Below are 19,805 nucleotides of genomic sequence, written 5' to 3' on the forward strand. Positions count from 1 at the left end.
AGGTAGGGCGACAAGCTCTCCGGAGGTCTCATGACACGCCGTGTTCTCGCCGTTCTCGCCGTCACCAGCCTGCTGACGGTTTCGCCTGCCCTGGCCGCCGACGGGGCCAAGGTCTTTCAGCTTCAGTGCAAGACCTGCCACGGCGCCAAGAGCACGCCGATGGGCCCCAGCCTGGCCGGGGTGGCGGGCCGCAAGATCGCGAGCCTGGCCGACTACAGGTATTCGACCGGCCTGACGGCCAAGGCTCCGGCCGTCTGGACCGACGCCAATCTGGACGCCTATCTCGCCGCCCCCACCAAGTTCGCGCCGGGCACCCGGATGCCCACAGGCCTCGCCGGGCCCGCTGACCGCGCCGCGGTGGTGGCCTATATGAAGGGGCTGAAATGAGAGCCGCGCCGTGGATCGCGCTCGCTGCAGGCCTGGCCCTGGCCGGCTGCGCCACCGTCGCCCCTGAAGACGCCACCGACGCGCCCATGACCTATGCTTGCGGCGCCGGGAAGCGCTTCGTGGCGTCCTATGCCCTGGATGGGCGGATCGTGCGGGTGACCGCTGGCGGCCAGACGACGACCCTGCGGCAGGTGAAGAAGAAGAGGGGCGATCCCATCTTCGCGGCCGGCGGCATGACTCTTACCACCAAGGGAGCATCGGCGGATCTGGACGGCGCCCCGGCCGGTCCCTACCGGAACTGCAGAACCGGCTAGTGGACGCCTTCCCCGCCTATTTCCCCCTGGCCGGCCGCAAGATCGTTGTGGCGGGGTCGGGCGAGGCCGCGGAGAACAAGCTGCGGCTGCTGGCTTCGTCGCCGGCGACCCTGGTGCGGGTGGAGGGGGCCGACGCCTTCCTGACCGGCAGCTATTCCGGCGCCCTGCTGGTCTTCATCGACGGCGAGGACGAGGCTTTCGCCAAGGGCGCGGCCGCGGCGGCGCGAGCCGCCCGGGTCCTGGTCAATGTCACCGACCGGCCCGAGCTCTGCGACTTCACCACGCCGGCCGTCATCGACCGGGGCGAGGTGGTGGCGGCCATCGGCACGGGCGGCGCGTCGCCCATGCTGGCGACCATGCTGCGCAACGACATCGAGCAGCGGGTGCCGGAGGGTACGGGCCGGGTCGCGGCCCTGTTCCGCAAATTCCAGGATGACGTCCGCGCCAAGTTCCCCGAATTGCACGCCCGGCGGGCCTTCCTGCGCGAGACCCTGTCGGGCGCGGTGGCGCAAGCCGCCCAGGGCGGCGACATGGAGAAGGCCCAGAGCCTGTTCCGCGACGCCATCGCCAAGGGCCCCAAGGCGGCCGGTAAGGTGCAGTTCGTGGCCGGGCGCGGGCCTGCCGATCTTCTGACCCTCCGCGCCAGCCGAGCCCTGGCCGCCGCCGACGTGATCGCCGCCGACGACGCCGCCGACCCCGACATCCTGGCGATGGCGCGGCGCGACGCCGAGCGGCTGACGCCCCTTGAGGCGACGCCCCAGGCGATGATCGAGCTGGCCCAGTCCGGCCGCCGCGTGGTGCGGGTGGTGGTTCTGGCCCCGCCCGCGGAGGAAGCCCGGGCCCTGGCCGCCGCCGGTGTGACGGTCGAGGTCCTGGCGTCGGCGACGTGACGGGCCTGTCCCCCGACGACTGGGCCGCGATCACCCTGTCCCTGAAGGTGGCCCTCGCCGCCACCGCCTTCGGCCTGCCCCTGGCGCTCGCCACCGCCCTGGCCCAGGCGCGCGGCAGGTTCGGGGTGCGGGTCCTGCTGGATGTCCTGGTGACCCTGCCGCTGGTCCTGCCGCCGGTGGCGACCGGCTATGGCCTGTTGCTGCTGTTCGGCCGGAGCGGTCCGATCGGAGAAGCCCTGGAGAAGGCGGGCGTCGTCTTCGCCTTCGACTGGACGGGCGCGGCCCTGGCGGCGGGGATCATGGCCTTCCCGCTGATGGTGCGACCCATGCGGCTGGCCATCGAGGCCCTGGACAAGGAGGTCGACGAGGTGGCCCGGACCCTGGGCGCCCCGCCCCTCGTGCGGTTCTTCCGCATCACCCTGCCCCTGGCCCTGCCCGGCGTGGCGGCGGGCGCGATCCTGGGGTTCGCCAAGGCGCTGGGGGAATTCGGGGCCACCATCACCTTCGTGGCCGCCATTCCGGGGGAGACTCTTACCCTCCCCGCCGCGATCTACGGCGCCACTCAGTCGCCGGGCGACGAGGCCCGCGCTGGCATGCTGTGCCTGGTGGCCGCCGCCATCGCCATCGGTGCGGTGTTGGTGTCCGACCTGGTGGGGCGGCTGGCCACCCGGACGTCCCGGGGCGCGCCCTAGGTATTTATCCGGGTAATATTGACTAAGGATTATATCCGGGTAAAAGGCGGCGCTTCACCGGAGCCGTCCCAATGTCCCTGCCGCAAGCCTATCGCCCCGCCGTTGACCGCGCCCTCCAGGCGGCGTTCGGCACGACGGAGATGGACAGCCTCGCCCCCGTCGCTGGCGGTCTCTCCGGCGCCCTGACCTATCGGATCCGCGTCGGGGGCATCGCCTATCTGCTGCGGGTCGAGACCCAGCGCGACGGCTTTCAGGATCCCCATCGCTGGCATCCGTGCATGGCCATCGCGGCCCAGGCCTGTCTGGCGCCCCGCGTCCGCTATGCCGACGCCACCGACGGTGTGGTGATCATGGAGTTCATCTCCGAGCAGTCCTGGGCCGTCGACTATGCCGGGACCCGTAGGGACCTGATTGTCGAGGCCGCCCAAGGCGTCCGCGCCCTCCACCAGACACAGGCCTTCCCGCCTCTCGTGGACTACATGCAGGGCATGGACGAGGTCTGGTCAGGGTTCCTGGCCACCGGCCTGCTGGCCAAGGCGGCGACCGCGGATCTGCTGGAGCGATACGGCCGGGTTCGCGCGGCCTACCGCACCGACCCGGCCGACCTGGTCTCCAGCCACAACGACCTGAACCCGCGCAACATCCTCTATGACGGGCGCAGGCTGTGGTTCATCGACTGGGAGAGCGCGTTCCTCGCCGACCGTCACGTGGACCTGGCGACCCTGGCCAACTTCATCACCCATGACGTCGGCGAGGAAGACCTGCTGCTGGCGACCTATTTCGGCCAGGCGCCTGACCCCCGCCAGCGGGCGCGGCATCTGGTGATGCGGCAGGTCAACCACCTGTTCTACGGCCTGATCATGCTGACCGCCGTGGCGCGGCTGCGTCCAGGCGAACGGGCGGCGGGCGGCCTGGAGGGGCCGTCGCTGGCGGAAATCCACCAGGGCATCGGCGCCGGGACCTTCGTCCTGGAGGGCTGGGAAGGTCAGGTCGCCTATGGCAGGGCGCGGCTCGCCCAGGCCCTGGCGGGGATGAAGACCGACGCCTTCGATCAGGCGGTCAGCATGCTGACCGCCTGACGGGCCCTAGTCGTGCAGGGACCGCTTGTTGGTCTCGGGCAGGAACAGCAGGCAGGTGACCACCGAGATCGCCGTGAAGGCGAAGGGGTACCAGAGGCCGGAATAGATATCACCCACCGCCGCCACGATGGCGAAGGCGGTGAAGGGCACGAAGCCGCCGACCCAGCCGGTGCCGATATGGTAGGGCAGGGACATGGCGGTGTAGCGGATGCGGGTGGGGAACAGCTCCACCAGGGTCGCGGCGATGGGTCCGAACAGGGCCGTGGCGGCGATCACGAACACCATCAGCACGCCGAACACGCCGGGCAGGTTCATCCGCGCCGGATCGGCCTTCTCAGGATAGCCGGCGGCCTTCAGCCCGCCCTTGATGCGGCCCTCGATAGCGGCCTTCGCGGCCTTGGCGTCGTCCTTGGAAAGGCCGGCGATGGAGTCTGACTCGACGACGGCCGCGCCGATCTTCACCTGGGCCTTGGCGCCCGGCGCGCCCTGCTGGTTCTTGTAGGAGACCCCGGCGTTGGCCAGCGTGCCCTTGGCGATATCGCAGGAGGAGGTGAAGGCCGCCTTGCCCACAGGATCGAACTGCAGCGAGCACTCGGCCGGGTCGGCCACCACGACGATGGGGGTGCGGGCCTCCGCCTCGGCGAGCGCCGGGTTGGCGGTCTTGGCCAGCATGTGGAAGCCGGGGAAGTAGGCGGCCAGCATCAGGGTCATGCCAAACAGCATCACCGGCTTGCGGCCCACCTTGTCCGACAGCCAGCCGAAGAGGACGTAGAAGATGGCGCTGACCGCGGTGGCGGCCATCATCAGCATGTTGATGGTCTCGGCCGGGACCTTGAGGAACTTGTCCAGGAAGGTCTGGGTGTAGAAGAAGGCCGTGTACCAGACGGCGCCCTGGGCGAACATGATGGCCACCAGGGCCAGGAGCACGATCTTCAGGTTCTTCCAGGTGCCGAAGGCCTCGGTGAAGGGCGCCTTGGCGATCTCGCCTTCCTCTTTCATCTTGGCGAAGGCCGGGCTCTCCGACAGCTTCAGGCGCATGAAGATCGAGATGACCAGCAGGCCCGCCGAGAACAGGAACGGAATGCGCCAGCCCCAGGCGTCGAAGGCCTCGGGCCCGAAGTAGCGGCCCACCACGACCCGGGTCGCCAGGATCACCAGCAAGGCGCCGAACAGGCCGAAGGCGGCGGAGGTCTGCACCCAACTGGTGGAGCGGCCCCGGGCGCCGGGGGGCGCGTGCTCGGCCACATAGATGGCCGCGCCGCCGTATTCTCCGCCGAGCGCGAAGCCCTGCAGGATGCGCATCAGCACGAGCAGGGCCGGCGCGATGATCCCGACCTGGGCGTAGGTGGGCAGGAGGCCGATGGCCACGGTGGCGCCGCCCATCAGCACCACGGTGAACAGGAAGGCGCCCTTGCGTCCCACCCGGTCGCCGATGCGGCCGAACACCAGGGCGCCGAGCGGCCGGAAGGCGAAGCCCGCGCCGAACAGGGCGAGCGCGGCGATATAGCCGGCGGTCTCAGGGAGACCGGAGAAGAAGGTCTTGGAGATGACCTGGGTCAGGCTGCCGAAAACGAAGAAGTCGTACCATTCGAAGGTGGTCCCGGCGGCCGAGGCGCCCACCACGGTGCGCAACGAAGCTTCCTTCGGCGCCTTGGCCTCTTCAACTGCCGCCATACGTCTCTCCCCCGAGCTCTTTGTGACCAAGGTCTAGCATTGGCTTGTGCGGCGTTGGAAGGGCGGGCGCGCTTCTCCTCTTCCACAGGTGGAGAGGTGGGGATTGGCTAGGCCACGGCCTCTTCGGCGAAGTCGGCGGGCGCGCTCAGGCGGGCGATCTCGGTCAGCAGGGCGGTGGGGGAGATCGGCTTGCCCACGACGCCGTCCATTCCGGCTTCCAGGTAGGACTGGTGCTGGTGGGACAGGACGTTGGCGGTCAGGGCTACGATGGGGGTCTGGGCCACGGGACCGCCCAGGGCGCGGATGCGGCGGCAGGCCTCCAGGCCGTCGATGCCGGGCATCTGGACGTCCATCAGGATCAGGTCGAACCCGCCCCGCGCCGCGGCCTTGACCCCCAGCAGGCCGTCGGCGGCGGTCTCGACGCTGGCGCCGAGATTTTCCAGCAGCTTGGTGGCGATTATGCGGTTGGTGGAATTGTCCTCCACCACCAGGATGCGCAGGCCCTCCAGCACCGGTTCGCCGGTGTCGGCGATGGCGACGACCGGCTCGGCCCTGGGAGCGGAAACCTCCAGCCAGAAGACCGAACCCTTGTCCTCAACCGAGGTGAAGCCCACCGCGCCGCCCATCATCTCCGCCAGCTTCTGGGTGATGGCCAGGCCCAGGCCCGAGCCACCGAACTTGCGGGTGGTGGACGCGTCGCCCTGGTCGAAGCGCTGGAAGATGCGGCCCTGGGCGTCGGCGGGAATACCGACACCGGTGTCGGCGACCTCAAGGCGCAGCACCCGGCCGGCGCTCGTGTTGTGCAGGGCGGCCCGGATGGTGATCGACCCTTCCAGGGTGAACTTCACCGCATTGCCCACCAGGTTGAACAGGGCCTGGCGCAGCCGAACCGGGTCGGTGCGGACCCAGTCGAGATCGGCCAGGCCCTCGAGCTTCAGCTCCAGCCCCTTGGCTTCGGCCTGCGGTCGCAGCAGGCGGGTGACCCCCTGGATCAGGGCGGCGGGATCGACGGACTCCTCGGCCAGGGTCAGGGCGCCGGCCTCGATCTTGGAGAAGTCGATCACGTCGTTGAGGAGCTCGGCCAGCATCTGGCCGCAGGAGAGCGCCTCCTCCAGCATGGCCCGGCCGTCCTGGCTCAGGCTCTCGGTCTTCAGCAGGTGCAGGACCCCCATCACCCCGTTCATCGGCGTGCGGATCTCGTGGCTCATATTGGCCAGGAAGGCGGCCTTGGCCTCGGCGCCGGCCTGGGCGGCCTGCTGGGCCTCGATGAGGGCCAGCTCCTGGCGCTTGCGCTGGTCGAAGTCGTGGACGAGGCCGACACCTTTCAGCCAGCGGCCCTTGGAGTCGCGCTTGAGGTGGTGGAACACCCGCATCCAGCGAGCCTCGCCGGAGGGCGTCATGATGCGGGCCTCGAAGGCCTCGCCCGACTTGCGGCGGTCGGCGTTGATGTCGAGGAAGGCCTGGCGCACGCCGGCCATGTCGTCCGCATGGAACTTGGGGAAGTTCAGCTTCAGGGCGTCTCCATAGCTGCGTGAGGAGCGGCCGATCAGCTTCTTGAACTCCGGGCTGGCCCAGAAGGTCTTGTTGACGTGGTCGATCTCATAGACCCCGGCGTCGGCGGCGCTGAGCGCCACCTTCAGGCGCCGGGCGTTGGTCTGGGCCTCGCGCCGGGCGCTGGCCACCGCCGAGATGTCGTCCACATAGGCCAGCATGCCGCCGATCTCGCCGGCGGCGTCCAGCCAGGGCCGCGCCTCCCAGCGCACCCAGTGCTTGCCGCCCTGGCTGTCGGTGAAGCGGTCCTCCTTGCTGGAGATCACCTCGCCCTTCAGGGCCCGCCGCTGGGCGGCCAGAAACTTCTTGGGAATGGTGGGGAAGACGTCCTCCAGCCTGAGCCCCACATGGTCGCGGTGGCCCAGGCTGAAGGCGTGACGCCAGCGGCTCGAGATCATCAGGTAGCGCAGGTCGCGGTCGAACATGGCCACCGCGAAGGGGGCGTTCTCAATCAGCTGACGGATTTGCCGCTCGGCGGCCACGGCCGCGTCGCGGGCGGCGATCATCTCGGTGATGTCCTGCGACATCCCCTTGAGCGCGAAGGCGCCCCCTCGTCGGGGCTCACAATGGAAGGTGGCGCGCCAGGTCGACCAGCGGCCGTCCTTGTTGCGCATCCGGTGTTCAAGCGTCTGGGGGATACCCTCCAGGATGCCGCGGTTGAAGGCGGACCGGACGGCCTGGGCCTCGTCGGGATGCAGGATTTCGCGGAAGGCCTCGGCGCTCCCCATTTCGTCGCGGCTGTAGCCGGTGATGGCAAGGATATCGTCGGACCAGTCGAGGCGCTCGCCGGCCGGCTCGAAGGACCAGGTGCCGACGCCCGCGCTCTCCGAGAGCAGCAGGCGCGTGCGGCGGGCATCCTCCACCTCGGCCTGGCGCTCCCGGTCCTGGGTGGCGTCGCGCAGGGTTCCGATGATTTGCCCGTCGTCGGTCAGCTGGCTACGACCCTCGAACCAGCGGTAGGAGCCGTCCTTCATCCGCATGCGGGCGACGTTCTGGCCAGTGCGGGTCTCGATCAGCTGTTCGGCGAACTCGCCAAAGGCCTCCAGGTCGTCGGGATGAATGAAGTCGGCGGCGGACTTGCCGAGAATCTCGTCGCTGGCCCAGCCGGTCGTCGCCGTCCAGGCCGGGTTCACCAATTTGAATCGGGCGTCAGGACCGATGACGAGCAACAACTCCTGGCTGTTGGTGAACAGCCACTGGATCATCAGGCCGTGCTCCGTCGGCGTGTTGTCCGCACGCTCTGCCGGCATAGAAATCGTCCCCCGCGTTCGAGGCCGACTCTTAGGCGGGAAGCGTAAACGCAACGTTCGAAGAACGCCGTTTGATCGCGAAGGTTGAAGCTATTTCAACCGGGGGCCGTGGAGGGCGCCGAGCCGCGGGCCGTACCAAAATTTCACTATCATGCGATGCACACTACCTTGTATGAAGCAGTACCTTGCGATGTTCGATCGAAGGTTTTGGAGGCAGGCCGCGTGGAAGCCGTGGAAGTTCAACTGAAGAAGGGGGTGCTCGAGATGTGCGTGCTCGCGCTCCTCTCCCGGGGCGACAACTACGCCTACGAGATCGCCAGCCGGTTGGCCGAAGGGATCGATATGGGGGAAGGCACCATCTATCCGCTGATGCGGCGGATGCAGGCCGATGGGCTGGTGGACACCTATCTGGTGGAGTCTTCCTCGGGTCCGCCGCGCAAATATTATCGGCTGACCGAGGCCGGGAAGACCAACTTCATCAGCCAGAAGCAGGCCTGGGTCTCGTTCTCCAAGGCCGTCAACGCCATCCTGGGAGACGCCCAATGACCCGCCAGGCGTTCCTTGCCCGGCTGCGGGAGGGCCTGGCTGGCCTGCCCGCCCATGCCATCACCGACATCGCCGCCGACTATGAGGCGCACTTCGCCGAGGGCGAGGCCGCCGGCCGCACCGAGGCCGAGGTCGCCGCCGCCCTGGGCGACCCTGGCCGCCTGGCTCGCGAGCTGCGCGCCGAGGCGGGCCTGAAGCGCTGGGAGTCCGAGCGCAACCCGTCGGCCGCCGCCTCCGCGGTCTTCGCGGTGCTGGGACTGGGCGCCATCGACCTGCTGATCCTGCTGCCCATCGTGCTCTCCATCGCCGGGACCCTGCTGGGGCTGTTCGTCGCGGTGATCGCGGTATTCGGCTCGGGCGGCTTTGTCTTCGCCGCCGGTCCGTTCCTGGACCCGCCGGGCGGGGTGGCCGCGGCCATGCTGGCGGGCATCGGCCTGATGGCGGGCTCAGTGTCCCTGGGCGCCGTGCTCTGCCTGGTCACCGTCGGCTTCGTGAACCTGCTCGTCTGGTACGGGCGTCTCCACTACCGGCTGCTGAAGCCGGCCATTGAACCTCAAGCCTGAAGGCCCCTGACATGATCCGCCTTCTCGTCATCATCGCCGTGGTGGGCTTTCTCACCTGCATCGTCACCCTGGGCGGCGCCGTGGCCCTCGGCGGCCGCGACATCGCCGCCCAGGGCTGGGACCGCTGGAGCTGGTCGGACCGTGACTGGGACATCGGCTGGGATGAACACGGCAAGCGCCACGGCAGTTGGCGCAACCACCACAAGGACGATCCCGAATGGGCGTCCGTCACCCGGGAGCTGGCCTGGGACGGGGGGACCGCCCTGATCCTGGACGTGCCCGCCGAGGTCACCTTCACCCAAGGCGGCGAAGGCCCCGGCAAGCTGACGGTCACCGGACCCAAGCGCTCCCTCGACACCCTGACCCTTGCGGCCGGCCGGCTCAGTGACCGCGTCAGTCACACAGGCGCGCGTCTGAAAGTCGTCATGACCGCCCCCAAGGTCACCCGCTTCGAGCTGAAGGGCGTCGATCGCCTCAATATCGAGGCCTATGACCAGGACAGCCTGGAGATCAGCACCACCGGCATGGCCAAGGTCACGGGCCAGGGCAAGACCAAGGCCCTGACCCTCAACATGACCGGCGCCGGCGAGGCTGATCTTGGCGGCCTCGACGCCGAGACCGTGGAGGTGGACATCTCGGGCGCGGCCGAAGCCACGGTGGCGCCCCGCACCAGCGCGAGGCTGGACATCTCAGGCTCGGGGGAGGTCGATCTGAAGACCCGCCCCGTGAAGCTGGAAAAGAACATCTCCGGCTCAGGCGAGGTGCACGAGCTGGAATCCTAGAAATCCGCGCAAGCGGAGCGGCCGACGGTTCTTCCCCAAAAAGACAACCGGCCTGACTGGCCCAGGGCGCTCCCCCGCCCTGGGCTCTTTCTTGTGGTCCCGCCCGGTCGCCTGCCGGCCGCTGCGCCTTAGAAGGCGTTCTCGCCGGTGATGGCCCGGCCCAGGATCAGGGCGTGGACGTCGTGAGCGCCTTCATAGGTGTTGACGGTCTCCAGGTTCGCCGCGTGACGCATCACATGGTACTCGCCGGAAATCCCGTTGCCGCCGTGGATGTCGCGGGCCTCGCGGGCGATGGCCAGCGCCTTGCCGCAGTTGTTGCGCTTCATCAGGCTGATGGCTTCCGGCACCCAGGCGCCCTGGTCCAGCAGGCGGCCCAGCGCCAGGGAGCCCTCGAAGCCGAGCGCGATCTCGGTCTGCATGTCGGCCAGCTTCTTCTGCACCAGTTGACGGGCGGCCAGCGGTTTGCCGAACACGCTGCGGGTCTTGGTGTAGTCGCGGCTGGCGTGCAGGCAGAATTCCGCCGCGCCCATGGCCCCCCAGGAAATGCCGTAGCGGGCCTTGTTCAGGCAGGAGAACGGGCCCCGCAGGCCAGAGACATTGGGCAGCATCTGGTCTTCCGGCACGAAGACGTCGGCGAGTGCGATCTCGCCGGTGATGGAGGCGCGCAGGGACAGCTTGTTCTGGATCTTCGGCGTCTCGAAACCCTCCGAGCCCCGGTCCACCAGGAAGCCGCGGATCACCCCGTCCAGCTTGGCCCAGACCAGGGCGACGTCGCAGATCGGCGAGTTGCTGATCCACATCTTGGAGCCGTTCAAGGTGTAGCCGCCGGGCGCCTTGCGGGCCACGGTGCGCATGGAGGCGGGGTCGGACCCGCCGTCGGCCTCGGTCAGGCCGAAACAGCCGATGATCTCACCCTTGGCCATGCCGGGCAGGTACTTGCGCTTCTGCTCTTCTGATCCGAAGGCGTAGATCGGGTACATCACCAGGGACGACTGGACGCTCATGGCCGAACGGTAGCCGGAGTCGATCGCCTCGATCTCGCGGGCGATCAGACCGTAGGCCACGTGGTTGACGCCGGCGCCGCCGTACTCCTCCGGCAGCGTGGGGCCAAGGAAACCCAGGGCGCCCATCTCGGTCATGATCTCGCGGTCGAACCGCTCCTCGGCATAGGCAGAGACCACCCGGGGCAGCAGCTTCTCGCGGGCATAGGACCGGGCCGCGTCCCAGACCATGGTCTCCTCCTCGGAGAGCCGGGACTTCATGTCCAGGGGATCTTCCCAGTCGAAGGTCTTGGCGGCGCTGTCCTGAGCCATGGTTTTTTCCTGCGCTAAAACTGCAGGCCTTATGACGCCAAGTCAGGTCCCTGTGTAGACGCCTTTGCGCTTCTCCAGGAACGAGGCGCGAGACTCCTTCACGTCATTGGTGGCCCGACGGGCGAAGGAGAGGCCGACGGATTCGTATTTCAGGGCGGTGTCGAGGTCGCTTTCGAAGTTGGTCTGCAGCACCTTCTTGGCGGTGCGCACCGCCAGCGGCGGCCAGCGGGTGATCTCCTCGGCATAGGCCAGGGCCGCGTCGAGAAGCTGGTCGTGGGCCACCAGGCGATTGAGCAGGCCCAGGGACTTCGCCTCGTCGGCCAGGACCATGCGGCTGGTCAGGATCAGATCGGCGGCGTCAGCATAGCCGACGATGCGCGGCAGCAGCCAGCTCATCCCTGAGTCGGGCGACAGGCTGCGCTCGACGAAGGTGGTCTTGAAGCGGGCGTGCTCGGAGCCGATGCGGACGTCGCAGCCGAGCGCCGCACTCATGCCGGCGCCCGCGCAGACCCCATTGATGGCGCCGATCAGCGGCTTGTCGAAGTCGTGGAACAGCCTCGCCCACCGCCCCACCCAGCTCATCTCGTCAAGCCGTGCGTTCTGGCTTGTCTCAGGGGGAGGCGCCTGGCCGGTCAGGTCGGCCCCGGAACAGAAGCCCCGCCCGGCCCCGGTGAGAATCACCGCGCGGATATTGTCGTCCTCGCGCGCCAGGGCGAAGGCGGCGTGGACGTCGGCGCGCAGTTCGCCACTTATGGCGTTCAGCTTTTCCGGGCGATTCAGGGTGATGATGCCGGCGTGGCCGCGGGTCTCATACTCGATCGTCTGCCAGGTCATCCGCGTCTCCCCTTTTATCGCGACCCTCACGTTCCTTGCGCGGGGAGGCAAGGGCGATCTGAAACAGAGGTGTCGACCGTACGACAGTCCGCCCACTCGCGCTCCGCGCGAATCATGTGAGTCTGTGTGCAGAACGTCGCAACCTTCCGCGACGGTCGGTCGTTCCCGTGTCAGGCGTTCAAGACCAAGGGACCACCCATGTCGCTTACCCGTACCGAGTCCAACCCGTTCGACCTGGTCCGGCCCTTCGTGGTGCTGGCCGTGTTCGCATTCTTCGTCGGCTTTGCGATCTACATGGTCGCGGGCGCGGGCAGCGTCGCCACCGCCTATTCCCGAACCCACGCCGCGGCGCCGATTTCCTTGGACTCTGTCGACTGGGACAGCCGCAAGGCCATCTAGCGCGGCCTTACTTGCCCCGCGCCACGAACCAGCCGTTGCGGAATTTCTCGTCGGCCTTGCCGTAGACGAAGGTCTCGCCTTCCGGCGTCAGCACGCTTCCCCCCGCCGCTTCCAGCACGGCGTGGCCGGCGGCGATGTCCCACTCCATCGTCGGGCCATGGCGCGGATAGACATCAGCCGAGCCTTCCGCCAGACGGCAGAACTTGATGGAGGAATCCATCGCGCTGGGGGTGTCGAAGCCGTACTTGTCGGCCAGGGCCTTGATCGTCTCTTCCTTCATGGTGTGACTGACCAGGGCGACGGCCTTGCCCTGAGGCCAGGCCCGGGCCTGGACCGGCCTGCCCGCCTCGCCCACCACGCGCTTCATCGTCTGGCCGGCCTGAGTGTACCAGGTCTCGCCCGAGGCCGGGGCGCAGACGGCTCCGGCCACGGGACGACGATGTTCGATCAGGGCGATATTGACCGTGAAGTTGGGGTCGCCGCGCACGAAGGCCTTGGTGCCGTCCACCGGATCCACCAGGAAGAAGCGCTCGCCCACGGCGTCGGGGGTCCCGAACTCGCTGGCGTCCTCCTCGGAGATCACGTGGACCCCCGGGAAGTGGGTCTCAAGCCGCTGCAGGATCAGGGCCTCGCCGCGCCGGTCGGCCTCGGTGACCGGGCTCTCGTCGGCCTTGGAGAAGACCTCAAGGCCTGACTTCCAAAGCGGCAGGACCAGGCGGCCGGCCTCTTCGACGATGTCGGCCAGCAGGGCGCCGACATCGGTGTTGAAACTGCTCATCGCCTGACGCTCCGGGGGTCATCGCTCACAAAGGTCAGGGGCACGATCGCAGTGTCGATCACCTGCTTGCCCGCTTCCTGGAAATTCACCGTCACCTTGCGCCCCGCCACCGACTGCACCTGACCCGGCCCCCAGTCGTCCCGGCCTGGATGGCGCACGATGACGCCGGGCTGGAGGAAGGGATCGGAACCGCTCATGAGGCGGTTACCTATCCGCCTGCCCCGCTTTGCCAAAGCGCCAAATCAGGCCAAGTTCGAGGCCTCATGTCAGACATCGACCAGAACGCCCCCGCCGAACCCTCCGGGGAGCTCCCCCCGGCGCCGCGCACCGCCGAGGTCGCCGCATATCTGGCGGCGCGGATGTGTCACGACTTCATCAGCCCCGCGAGCGCCATCGTCTCGGGCCTCGACCTGCTGGATGATCCCAGCGCCCAGGACATGCGCGAAGACGCCATGAACCTGATCGCCGGCAGCGCGCGCAAACTGGCCGACCTGCTGTCCTTCACCCGGGTCGCCTTCGGCGCGTCGGCGACGGCAGAGATGTTCGACGCCCGCGAACTGGCCAAGCTGGCCCAGGGTGTCTTCGCCCATATGCGCGCCGAAATGGACTGGCAGGTGGAGCCTGCCTCACTGAACAAACCGGCGGCGCGGGCCATTCTCAACCTGGCCCAGATGGCCGGCGCGGCCCTGCCCACCGGCGGCGTCGCCAAGATCCGCGCGGTGGTGGAGGGCGCCACCGTGGTGCTCGCGGTGGAGGCCATCGGTCCCCGCGCCCGCCTGCGCTCCGAGGTCCTGGCCGGTCTGCGCGGCGAGGCCATGGGGGAGGGACTGCACGGCCACTGGGTCCAGGCCTATTACGTCCACCTGTTCCTGACCGACGCGGGCGGCCGAATCTTCGCCGACGTCACTGAAGAGCAGGTCACCTTCGCGGCCAGCATTCCGGCCTGAGCGGCCGTCACATCGGCCTGCGACCTAGCCGCGCGAAATGTGAATTCCGGGCGGGTTAATACGGCTCCTTAACCAACCGCGCGCGAGAAGACGGTTGAAGGGTGGAGTATCCCGTTGAAGACCTGCCTCGTCGTTGACGACAGCCGGGTGATCCGCAAGGTCGCCCGACGGATTCTGGAGGACATCGGCTTCGAGATCGCCGAGGCGTCCGACGGGATGGAGGCGCTTGCCTGGTGCCGGGCGGCCATGCCTGATGCGGTGCTGCTGGACTGGAACATGCCGGTGATGACGGGGATCGAGTTCCTGCGCCACCTGCGGCAGGAGCCGGGCGGCGACAGGCCCACCGTGGTGTTCTGCACCGTCGAGAATGACATCGAACGCATCCGCGAGGCGCTCGACTGCGGCGCCAACGAGTACATCATGAAGCCCTTCGACGGCGACATCATCGCCTCGAAGTTCGCCGAGGCCGGACTGGCATGAGGTCCGAGGACATCGATCTGGTGGTCCAGCTCTGCGCGGCCCGTGCCGGGCTCTTCGTCGACCCGCACAAGACCTACCTGCTGGAGAGCCGCCTGGGCCCGGTGGCGCGGCGTGAGAACTTCGGCTCCATCGACGAGATGATCGCCACCCTGCGCACCAAGCGTGAGGACCGGCTGGCCTGGGCGATCGTCGAGTGCATGGCCTCCAGCGAGACCGCCTTCTTCCGCGACCGCGCGCCCTTCGCCCTGTTCCGGGACGAAATCCTGCCCACCCTCGCGCGGCTGCGCGACGGCGAGCCGATCCGCATCTGGAGCGCGGCCTGCGGTTCGGGCCAGGAAGTCTATTCCCTCGCCATGACCATCGAGGATCAGCGGGCGCTGATTCCGGGCGCCAAGCTGGAGCTGTTCGCCTCGGACCTCTCCGAGCGCGCCCTGGAAAAGGCCCAGAGCGGCCTCTACACCCAGTTCGAGATCCAGCGCGGCCTGCCGATCCGCCAGCTGGTGCGCCACTTCGAGAAGGCCGACGAAATGTGGGCGCTCGCCCCGCGGATCCGTCAGATGGTCCGCTGGCGGCGCATCAACCTGGTGGCCGACCTCTCGGCGGCCGGCCGCTTCGACGTGATCTTCTGCCGATATGTGCTGAACGGCATGGTGGAGCCGATGCGGGCCCGCCTGCTGGAGAACCTGGCCCGGGCTCTGAGCCCCGACGGCTTCCTGTTCCTGGGCCTGGGGGAGACCGCCACCGGCCTTTCGGAGGCCTTCCAGCCCGTCAGCGGGCGACCCGGGCTCTACGCCCGCAATCCTTCCTTTCGCGCCGTCGCCTGACAGGCGGAGCCACACCCCCTAGACTACCCCCATCACTCGGGGAATTTTTCGATGTCCAAGCGCCTGTTGTCCGCGACCGCCGCGATCCTGGCCGCCACCCTGGCGCTGGCCAGCTGCAACAAGCCCACCCAGGAGCCGTCCGCGCCGGTCTCTCCGGGACAGCCGACACCGCCTGTCGCGCCGCCGGGACACGTGGCGACACCGGCTCCTGCCGCCCGCCTGACTGGCTTCTTCCATCAGCCAGGCCTCAACCTGTTCGGCTATTATTTCCCCAAGGCGCCCGTCCAGTTCGGAAATTTCAAGCTCCGCCAGCTGCATCTGGGCTCGCCCGAGGAGTTCGCCAGCTACGAAAAGGGCCAGAGGATCTCGCCCAACTACGCTCCGGTGATGCTGGAGTTCGACGACGTGACCAGCCCCCAGCGGGAGAACGAGCTGGGCCAGCCCTATCACGAGGTCAGCCGGCGGGTTCTGCCCACGGCCTACAGAATCACGTCCGAGCAGCTGAGCTTCCACGGCCGGGACGATGTGCTGGGAGAGGTCAGCTTCGACGGTCGGATCGACGCCAAGGCCCTGGAGCGGGTCCAGGCCGGCGGGGCTGAGGAGACCGTGCTGGACGGAGCGCTCGCGGCCATGGGCCAGAAGCTCAACCGGGCGTTCGTCTGGTTCGGCGGCGACTGACCCCTTCGCCCACGAAAAATCCCGCCGCAGAAACTGCGGCGGGACGTTCGGCCCGAGTGAGGCTTGTAGGTCTTAGTTCTTTGCGTCTTCGGCGGTGTTGGTCACAGCCGAACCGGCGGCGGACACGTCCTGGCCAGCACCCGACAGGGTGTTGCAGGCGGAAATGGCGAAGGTGGCGGCCACGACGGCCAGTAGAGCGAGCTTACGCATATGGGTGTCTCCCCGGGGATGTTGAACTTGCGGGAGACGAACGGTCAGGCTGCAGCCTGGTTCCCTGATTGGTCCTCAGGCTTCACTGTATTTTCGAGACCGGGGGTCGGGAAGACGAGCCGGACCGTCACGCCGCCGGTTTCATTGCGCACCAACTCGGTCCGACCGCGCAGCTGACGGGCGAAGGCGGTCATCAGGGTCCTGCCCACGCCGGACGCCGTAAGCACGTCATTGCTGGACTGCCCGTCGTCGCTGATATCCAGCTCCGCCTCGTCGCCACGCACCTTGAAAGTGACCGTCAGCGTGCCGCCCCGGCCCGCGAAGGCGTGCTTCTGGGCGTTGGTGATCGCCTCGACGGCGAACAGGGCGAGCGGCGCCAGCCTGTCGGGGTCGATCACCAGGGCGTCCACATGTATCTCGGTCTTCACCGGGCCCCCATGCAGGGCCTCGGCGGAGATGAGCTGGCCGGTCAGCTCCTCCAGGAAGGGCCGCAGATCGACCTTCTTCAGGTCCGGGCCCTGATACAGAGCGCGATAGATAAGGGCGAGGGCGGTGATCCTCTGGCGGGTGTCGGACATGGCCGCCCGGGCGGCGGGGTCGGTGAGGGCGCGCTGCTGCATGTTGAGCAGCGAGGAGATGACCTGCAGGTTGTTCTTCACCCGGTGATGGATCTCGCGCATCAGCGCGTCCTTCTGGGCCAGGTTGTCGCGCAGGGTGGCGTCGCGCCCGACGATGGCGTCGGCCATCTGCTCCAGGGTTTCGGCCAGGTCGCGGATTTCCGGCGGTGCCTGTTCGGCCTGGACCGGACGCACCGTCAGGCGGCCCCGGGCATAGAGCGCCGCGATCCTCTGCAGATAAGCGATCCAGCGGATCACCACCCGCTCGGTCACCACCAGCACCGCCAGCAGGGCCAGAACGAAGGCCAGGATTGGGAAGAGCAGGCCGGTCAGGGGGTTGAGCCGCGCCCAGGAGAACAGGCCCTGGGCCCTGGCCGAGAGGATCACATAGAGGTCGTCCCCCACCAGCGGCGCGGCGGAGTAGACCCGGCGCTGGCCGCGGCGATCCTCGGCGTACCAGACCACCGAGCCCTTGGCGTCGGCGCGGGCGCGCCAGTCGCGCGGCAAGGCGGGAAACGCCTCGCGGTCGGTGAGGTTCATGTAGTCGCCCTGCCCATCGGCAAGGGCCACCTCGGCCTCGTCGGGCAGGGAACGGTCGGCCAGGCGCGGGGCCAGGCTCTGCAGGGAGATCACCGCCACCAGGGCGCCGTCAAAGCCGACCTTGGGATCGGTGGAGCGGACCGCCGCCAACAGCACCGGTTCGCGGCCATAGATGGCGCCGGGATCGCGGGTGACCACCAGGTTGTCGCCCTCGGCGAGCTGCCGGAACCAGGGGCGCTCGGCGCGGGCAGGGTCGCTGGGAACATCATGAGCGGCGCAGGCGACCCGGCCGCGCCGGTCGAAACGGATCAGGTTTGAATAGCCGGGGATGCGCTGGGTCACCTCGGCCAGGCGCTGGGCGCACTGGAGGCCGACGGAAGCCGGCGCCAAGGTTTCCAGCAGGATGTCAGCGGCCTCCATCCGGGCCCGCGCCGTGGCGGCGCTGCGCTCGGCCGAGGCGGCGAGGTTCTGGCGGACGATCTCGCCCTCTCGACGGAAGGCCATGGAGGACTGGATCGCGCCGAGGATCAGCACCGGCAACAGGGCCGCGGCCAGCGCGGCGGTAAGGCGCACCCGGATCGTCGACAGAGAACCCCAGGGGGATGTGATCATGTCTTGCCCGTCGCCTAGCGGGCGCTAGAGAGGCGCTCCGCATCCGCCAGGATGGAGCGCATCGCGTCGCCGGCGGCTCCACCATCACGATCATAGGCCCCGTCGTCGAGGATCGCGTGCAGGGCGCGCCGCGCGCGGCTGACCCGGCTCTTCACGGTGCCGACCGCGCAGTTGCAGATTTCGGCTGCCTCCTCATAGGCGAAGCCTCCAGCGCCCACCAGCACCAGGGCTTCACGCTGCTCTGCCGGCAGCATGGCCAGCGACAGGCGCAATTCGTCCAGGGCGACGGGCGCCTCGGGGTCGTCCACCGCCACCAGGGTCCGCTCGGCGGCTTCCTGGTCGAGCTGGCTTTGCCGCCAGGACCGACGCTTCTCCGAATAGAACTGGTTGCGCAGGATCATGAAGGTCCAGGCCTTCATGTTGGTGCCCATCTGGAAGCTGTTGCGCGCGTCCCAGGCCTTCATCATGGCGTCCTGCGCCAGATCGTCCGCGCCGGCCGGTTCTCCGGCCAGGGTCCGTGCGAAGGCGCGCAGGTGGGGGATCAGTTTGACGAGTTCGCGCTTGAACGCCTCGTCATCCGCAGCCGAGCGGTTGGCGTTCTTGGAATCGTCCCCGGCCATTAGCCGTTCTCCGAAGAACGCTTGTCAGCCTTGCGGAGGATATCCAGGAATTCGTCGGGGACCGGCTCGTTGACGACCTCGTCAAACATCTGGCGCAGACGCGCGCCAATGGCCTGCTGCCGAAGTCGGGCTTCGTCGAGAACCGCGGAGACTTTCCGCGGGTCCACATTGGATGCTGGTTCGATCATGTCCTCGGCGCCCCGCTTGCGCGGCGCTTGCCCCCTCGATTGGTCATCGTCGCCCGTCAACGCCCCGCTCCGGTTCCGGTTCCCATGATCGCGCTCTAGGATGGACAAAACGCACGCCTTAGGGAACCGGTTCCCCACAGCGACGTTTCCGGCGCTATGCTGAGCGCTATCGGGCGGGTTATCCCGACGTGGTCGCGTGTTCCTAAAACGGGGAGGGTAAAACCTTGAGTCTGCTAGCCCGACTGGCGCCGCATCTTCCTTATGTGCGCCGCTATGCCCGCGCCCTCACCGGCGATCAAACCACCGGTGATCACTATGTCCGTGTCGCGCTGGAGGCCCTGGCGGCTGGCGAGAGGGTCCTCGAGGCCAATCTCACGCCGCGGGTGGCGCTCTACCACGTCTTCCACGCCATCTGGCTGAGCACGGGCGCCAAGCTTGAGCCCCGCGATGGCGGTGTCACGAGCGACGACGCCAGTGGCCGGCTGATGCGGATCGCGCCCCGGTCGCGCCAGGCCTTCCTGCTGACCGCTCTTGAGGGCTTTACGCCGTCGGAGGCCGCACAGATCCTGGGCGCCGACTTCGCCGAGGTGGAGGGACTGATCGGCGAGGCGCAAGCTGAGATCGACGCCGAATTGGCCACCGACGTCCTGATCATCGAGGATGAACCGGTGATCGCCGCGGACATTGAGGCCCTGGTCACCGAACTGGGCCACACCGTGGTGGATATCGCCGCAACCCGAACCGAGGCGGTCGACGCGGTCAATCGCAAGGTCCCGGGCTTGGTGCTGGCCGACATCCAGCTGGCCGACGGCTCCTCCGGGATCGACGCCGTGAAGGACATCCTGGCCCGCTACGATGTGCCGGTGATCTTCATCACCGCCTTCCCGGAACGCCTGCTGACCGGTGAGCGCCCCGAGCCCACCTTCCTGATCACCAAACCTTTCCAGCCCGAAACGGTGAAGGCGGCGATCGGCCAGGCCTTGTTCTTCCATCCCCGGAACGCCAAGCAAGCCGCCTGATCTTCGAGCCATGGCTTG

Annotated in this window: 24 protein-coding genes; 14 read left to right on the forward strand and 10 right to left on the reverse strand. The window is 68.2% G+C overall.

The window, feature by feature from the left end; translation table 11 throughout:
• Positions 1 to 30 precede the first annotated feature (30 nt).
• The 5 genes from Q8N10_RS03980 to Q8N10_RS04000 all read left to right on the forward strand — a co-directional run bounded on the left by Q8N10_RS03980 (position 31) and on the right by Q8N10_RS04000 (position 3,362).
• The gene (locus tag Q8N10_RS03980; protein WP_304776016.1) at positions 31 to 387 is read left to right on the forward strand and encodes a cytochrome c family protein; all 357 of its coding nucleotides are present in this window, start codon (positions 31 to 33) and stop codon (positions 385 to 387) included.
• Positions 384 to 701: a hypothetical protein gene (locus Q8N10_RS03985; protein WP_304776014.1), complete on the forward strand. Its 318-nt coding sequence runs from the start codon at positions 384 to 386 to the stop codon at positions 699 to 701. The genes Q8N10_RS03980 and Q8N10_RS03985 overlap by 4 nt, the downstream gene beginning before the upstream one ends.
• A complete protein-coding gene (locus Q8N10_RS03990; RefSeq protein ID WP_304776012.1) occupies positions 701 to 1,591 on the forward strand; it encodes a bifunctional precorrin-2 dehydrogenase/sirohydrochlorin ferrochelatase in 891 nt (296 codons plus the stop codon). The genes Q8N10_RS03985 and Q8N10_RS03990 overlap by 1 nt, the downstream gene beginning before the upstream one ends.
• Positions 1,588 to 2,283: a molybdate ABC transporter permease subunit gene (gene modB / locus Q8N10_RS03995; RefSeq protein WP_304776009.1), complete on the forward strand. Its 696-nt coding sequence runs from the start codon at positions 1,588 to 1,590 to the stop codon at positions 2,281 to 2,283. The genes Q8N10_RS03990 and modB overlap by 4 nt, the downstream gene beginning before the upstream one ends.
• Before the next feature lie 71 nt (positions 2,284 to 2,354).
• Positions 2,355 to 3,362 (forward strand): phosphotransferase, encoded by a 1,008-nt coding sequence (locus Q8N10_RS04000; RefSeq protein WP_304776007.1) that lies wholly within the window; start codon positions 2,355 to 2,357, stop codon positions 3,360 to 3,362.
• A gap of 6 nt (positions 3,363 to 3,368) precedes the next feature.
• Here the strand turns inward: Q8N10_RS04000 and Q8N10_RS04005 are convergent, their stop codons facing one another.
• Together Q8N10_RS04005 and Q8N10_RS04010 are read right to left on the reverse strand one after the other, a co-directional pair.
• Entirely contained in the window at positions 3,369 to 5,036 is a 1,668-nt protein-coding gene (locus Q8N10_RS04005) for an MFS transporter (protein ID WP_304776005.1), read from the reverse strand.
• Positions 5,037 to 5,143: 107 nt separating this feature from the next.
• On the reverse strand, positions 5,144 to 7,837 hold the full coding sequence (locus Q8N10_RS04010) for a PAS domain S-box protein (RefSeq protein ID WP_304776003.1): 2,694 nt from the start codon (positions 7,835 to 7,837) through the stop codon (positions 5,144 to 5,146).
• Between the two features lie 264 nt (positions 7,838 to 8,101).
• Between Q8N10_RS04010 and Q8N10_RS04015 the strand changes: the two genes are divergently transcribed.
• Genes Q8N10_RS04015 through Q8N10_RS04025 form a run of 3 tightly spaced genes read left to right on the forward strand, consistent with a single transcriptional unit; the run spans position 8,102 to position 9,728 of the window.
• Complete coding sequence (locus tag Q8N10_RS04015) at positions 8,102 to 8,383, forward strand: PadR family transcriptional regulator (RefSeq protein ID WP_304776141.1); 282 nt, start codon at positions 8,102 to 8,104, stop codon at positions 8,381 to 8,383.
• A complete protein-coding gene (locus Q8N10_RS04020) occupies positions 8,380 to 8,946 on the forward strand; it encodes a DUF1700 domain-containing protein (protein ID WP_304776001.1) in 567 nt (188 codons plus the stop codon). Before Q8N10_RS04015 ends, Q8N10_RS04020 begins: the two co-directional genes overlap by 4 nt.
• 11 nt (positions 8,947 to 8,957) lie before the next feature.
• Positions 8,958 to 9,728 (forward strand): GIN domain-containing protein, encoded by a 771-nt coding sequence (locus Q8N10_RS04025; protein WP_304775999.1) that lies wholly within the window; start codon positions 8,958 to 8,960, stop codon positions 9,726 to 9,728.
• A 128-nt stretch (positions 9,729 to 9,856) separates the two neighbouring features.
• Here Q8N10_RS04025 and Q8N10_RS04030 read toward each other — a convergent pair whose 3' ends face one another.
• Both Q8N10_RS04030 and Q8N10_RS04035 read right to left on the reverse strand, forming a co-directional pair.
• Complete coding sequence (locus Q8N10_RS04030; RefSeq protein ID WP_304775997.1) at positions 9,857 to 11,041, reverse strand: acyl-CoA dehydrogenase; 1,185 nt, start codon at positions 11,039 to 11,041, stop codon at positions 9,857 to 9,859.
• 42 nt (positions 11,042 to 11,083) lie between these two features.
• Positions 11,084 to 11,875, reverse strand: a complete 792-nt coding sequence (locus tag Q8N10_RS04035; protein WP_304775995.1) for an enoyl-CoA hydratase/isomerase family protein — start codon at positions 11,873 to 11,875, stop codon at positions 11,084 to 11,086.
• 198 nt (positions 11,876 to 12,073) lie between these two features.
• On the opposite strand from Q8N10_RS04035, the gene Q8N10_RS04040 reads away from it, so the two are divergent.
• Positions 12,074 to 12,274, forward strand: coding sequence for a hypothetical protein (locus tag Q8N10_RS04040; RefSeq protein WP_304775993.1), 201 nt, complete (start codon positions 12,074 to 12,076; stop codon positions 12,272 to 12,274).
• 7 nt (positions 12,275 to 12,281) lie between these two features.
• Here the strand turns inward: Q8N10_RS04040 and cysQ are convergent, their stop codons facing one another.
• On the reverse strand, positions 12,282 to 13,052 hold the full coding sequence (gene cysQ, locus Q8N10_RS04045) for a 3'(2'),5'-bisphosphate nucleotidase CysQ (RefSeq protein WP_304775991.1): 771 nt from the start codon (positions 13,050 to 13,052) through the stop codon (positions 12,282 to 12,284).
• Positions 13,049 to 13,249, reverse strand: coding sequence for a DUF3553 domain-containing protein (locus tag Q8N10_RS04050; RefSeq protein WP_304775988.1), 201 nt, complete (start codon positions 13,247 to 13,249; stop codon positions 13,049 to 13,051). Before Q8N10_RS04050 ends, cysQ begins: the two co-directional genes overlap by 4 nt.
• A gap of 66 nt (positions 13,250 to 13,315) precedes the next feature.
• Here Q8N10_RS04050 and chpT point away from each other — a divergent pair, with 66 nt between their 5' ends.
• The 4 genes from chpT to Q8N10_RS04070 all read left to right on the forward strand — a co-directional run bounded on the left by chpT (position 13,316) and on the right by Q8N10_RS04070 (position 15,981).
• Positions 13,316 to 13,999, forward strand: coding sequence for a histidine phosphotransferase ChpT (gene chpT, locus Q8N10_RS04055; protein WP_304775985.1), 684 nt, complete (start codon positions 13,316 to 13,318; stop codon positions 13,997 to 13,999).
• A 114-nt stretch (positions 14,000 to 14,113) separates the two neighbouring features.
• Positions 14,114 to 14,479 carry a PleD family two-component system response regulator gene (locus Q8N10_RS04060; protein WP_304775983.1) on the forward strand — a complete coding sequence of 122 codons (366 nt, stop codon included), beginning with the start codon at positions 14,114 to 14,116 and terminating at the stop codon, positions 14,477 to 14,479.
• A complete protein-coding gene (locus Q8N10_RS04065; protein ID WP_304775980.1) occupies positions 14,476 to 15,303 on the forward strand; it encodes a protein-glutamate O-methyltransferase CheR in 828 nt (275 codons plus the stop codon). The genes Q8N10_RS04060 and Q8N10_RS04065 overlap by 4 nt, the downstream gene beginning before the upstream one ends.
• A gap of 51 nt (positions 15,304 to 15,354) precedes the next feature.
• Positions 15,355 to 15,981 (forward strand): hypothetical protein, encoded by a 627-nt coding sequence (locus tag Q8N10_RS04070; protein ID WP_304775977.1) that lies wholly within the window; start codon positions 15,355 to 15,357, stop codon positions 15,979 to 15,981.
• Between the two features lie 72 nt (positions 15,982 to 16,053).
• On the opposite strand, the gene Q8N10_RS04075 is transcribed toward Q8N10_RS04070, so the two are convergent.
• Genes Q8N10_RS04075 through Q8N10_RS04090 form a run of 4 tightly spaced genes read right to left on the reverse strand, consistent with a single transcriptional unit; the run spans position 16,054 to position 18,828 of the window.
• On the reverse strand, positions 16,054 to 16,191 hold the full coding sequence (locus Q8N10_RS04075; RefSeq protein ID WP_304775974.1) for an entericidin A/B family lipoprotein: 138 nt from the start codon (positions 16,189 to 16,191) through the stop codon (positions 16,054 to 16,056).
• A 44-nt stretch (positions 16,192 to 16,235) separates the two neighbouring features.
• Positions 16,236 to 17,960 carry a sensor histidine kinase gene (locus tag Q8N10_RS04080; RefSeq protein ID WP_304775971.1) on the reverse strand — a complete coding sequence of 575 codons (1,725 nt, stop codon included), beginning with the start codon at positions 17,958 to 17,960 and terminating at the stop codon, positions 16,236 to 16,238.
• A 14-nt stretch (positions 17,961 to 17,974) separates the two neighbouring features.
• Positions 17,975 to 18,580, reverse strand: coding sequence for a sigma-70 family RNA polymerase sigma factor (locus Q8N10_RS04085; RefSeq protein ID WP_304775969.1), 606 nt, complete (start codon positions 18,578 to 18,580; stop codon positions 17,975 to 17,977).
• On the reverse strand, positions 18,580 to 18,828 hold the full coding sequence (locus Q8N10_RS04090; protein WP_370690180.1) for a NepR family anti-sigma factor: 249 nt from the start codon (positions 18,826 to 18,828) through the stop codon (positions 18,580 to 18,582). Before Q8N10_RS04090 ends, Q8N10_RS04085 begins: the two co-directional genes overlap by 1 nt.
• Before the next feature lie 164 nt (positions 18,829 to 18,992).
• On the opposite strand from Q8N10_RS04090, the gene Q8N10_RS04095 reads away from it, so the two are divergent.
• Positions 18,993 to 19,787 carry a response regulator gene (locus Q8N10_RS04095; RefSeq protein ID WP_304775966.1) on the forward strand — a complete coding sequence of 265 codons (795 nt, stop codon included), beginning with the start codon at positions 18,993 to 18,995 and terminating at the stop codon, positions 19,785 to 19,787.
• The last annotated feature ends 18 nt before the right edge of the window (positions 19,788 to 19,805 follow it).

This window comes from Phenylobacterium sp., assembly GCF_030693625.1.
GTDB lineage: Bacteria > Pseudomonadota > Alphaproteobacteria > Caulobacterales > Caulobacteraceae > Phenylobacterium > Phenylobacterium ferrooxidans.

Coding starts and splice junctions, on each gene's coding strand:
- Q8N10_RS04065 (WP_304775980.1), top strand. CDS start 14,476: ATGAGGTCCGAGGACATCGATCTGGTGGTCCAGCTCTGCGCGGCCCGT.
- Q8N10_RS04080 (WP_304775971.1), bottom strand. CDS start 17,960: ATGATCACATCCCCCTGGGGTTCTCTGTCGACGATCCGGGTGCGCCTT.
- Q8N10_RS04000 (WP_304776007.1), top strand. CDS start 2,355: ATGTCCCTGCCGCAAGCCTATCGCCCCGCCGTTGACCGCGCCCTCCAG.
- Q8N10_RS04005 (WP_304776005.1), bottom strand. CDS start 5,036: ATGGCGGCAGTTGAAGAGGCCAAGGCGCCGAAGGAAGCTTCGTTGCGC.
- Q8N10_RS04075 (WP_304775974.1), bottom strand. CDS start 16,191: ATGCGTAAGCTCGCTCTACTGGCCGTCGTGGCCGCCACCTTCGCCATT.
- Q8N10_RS04070 (WP_304775977.1), top strand. CDS start 15,355: ATGTCCAAGCGCCTGTTGTCCGCGACCGCCGCGATCCTGGCCGCCACC.
- chpT (WP_304775985.1), top strand. CDS start 13,316: ATGTCAGACATCGACCAGAACGCCCCCGCCGAACCCTCCGGGGAGCTC.
- Q8N10_RS04035 (WP_304775995.1), bottom strand. CDS start 11,875: ATGACCTGGCAGACGATCGAGTATGAGACCCGCGGCCACGCCGGCATC.
- Q8N10_RS04085 (WP_304775969.1), bottom strand. CDS start 18,580: ATGGCCGGGGACGATTCCAAGAACGCCAACCGCTCGGCTGCGGATGAC.
- Q8N10_RS04030 (WP_304775997.1), bottom strand. CDS start 11,041: ATGGCTCAGGACAGCGCCGCCAAGACCTTCGACTGGGAAGATCCCCTG.
- Q8N10_RS04040 (WP_304775993.1), top strand. CDS start 12,074: ATGTCGCTTACCCGTACCGAGTCCAACCCGTTCGACCTGGTCCGGCCC.
- Q8N10_RS04025 (WP_304775999.1), top strand. CDS start 8,958: ATGATCCGCCTTCTCGTCATCATCGCCGTGGTGGGCTTTCTCACCTGC.
- cysQ (WP_304775991.1), bottom strand. CDS start 13,052: ATGAGCAGTTTCAACACCGATGTCGGCGCCCTGCTGGCCGACATCGTC.
- Q8N10_RS04050 (WP_304775988.1), bottom strand. CDS start 13,249: ATGAGCGGTTCCGATCCCTTCCTCCAGCCCGGCGTCATCGTGCGCCAT.
- Q8N10_RS04020 (WP_304776001.1), top strand. CDS start 8,380: ATGACCCGCCAGGCGTTCCTTGCCCGGCTGCGGGAGGGCCTGGCTGGC.
- Q8N10_RS03985 (WP_304776014.1), top strand. CDS start 384: ATGAGAGCCGCGCCGTGGATCGCGCTCGCTGCAGGCCTGGCCCTGGCC.
- Q8N10_RS03980 (WP_304776016.1), top strand. CDS start 31: ATGACACGCCGTGTTCTCGCCGTTCTCGCCGTCACCAGCCTGCTGACG.
- Q8N10_RS04010 (WP_304776003.1), bottom strand. CDS start 7,837: ATGCCGGCAGAGCGTGCGGACAACACGCCGACGGAGCACGGCCTGATG.
- Q8N10_RS04015 (WP_304776141.1), top strand. CDS start 8,102: ATGTGCGTGCTCGCGCTCCTCTCCCGGGGCGACAACTACGCCTACGAG.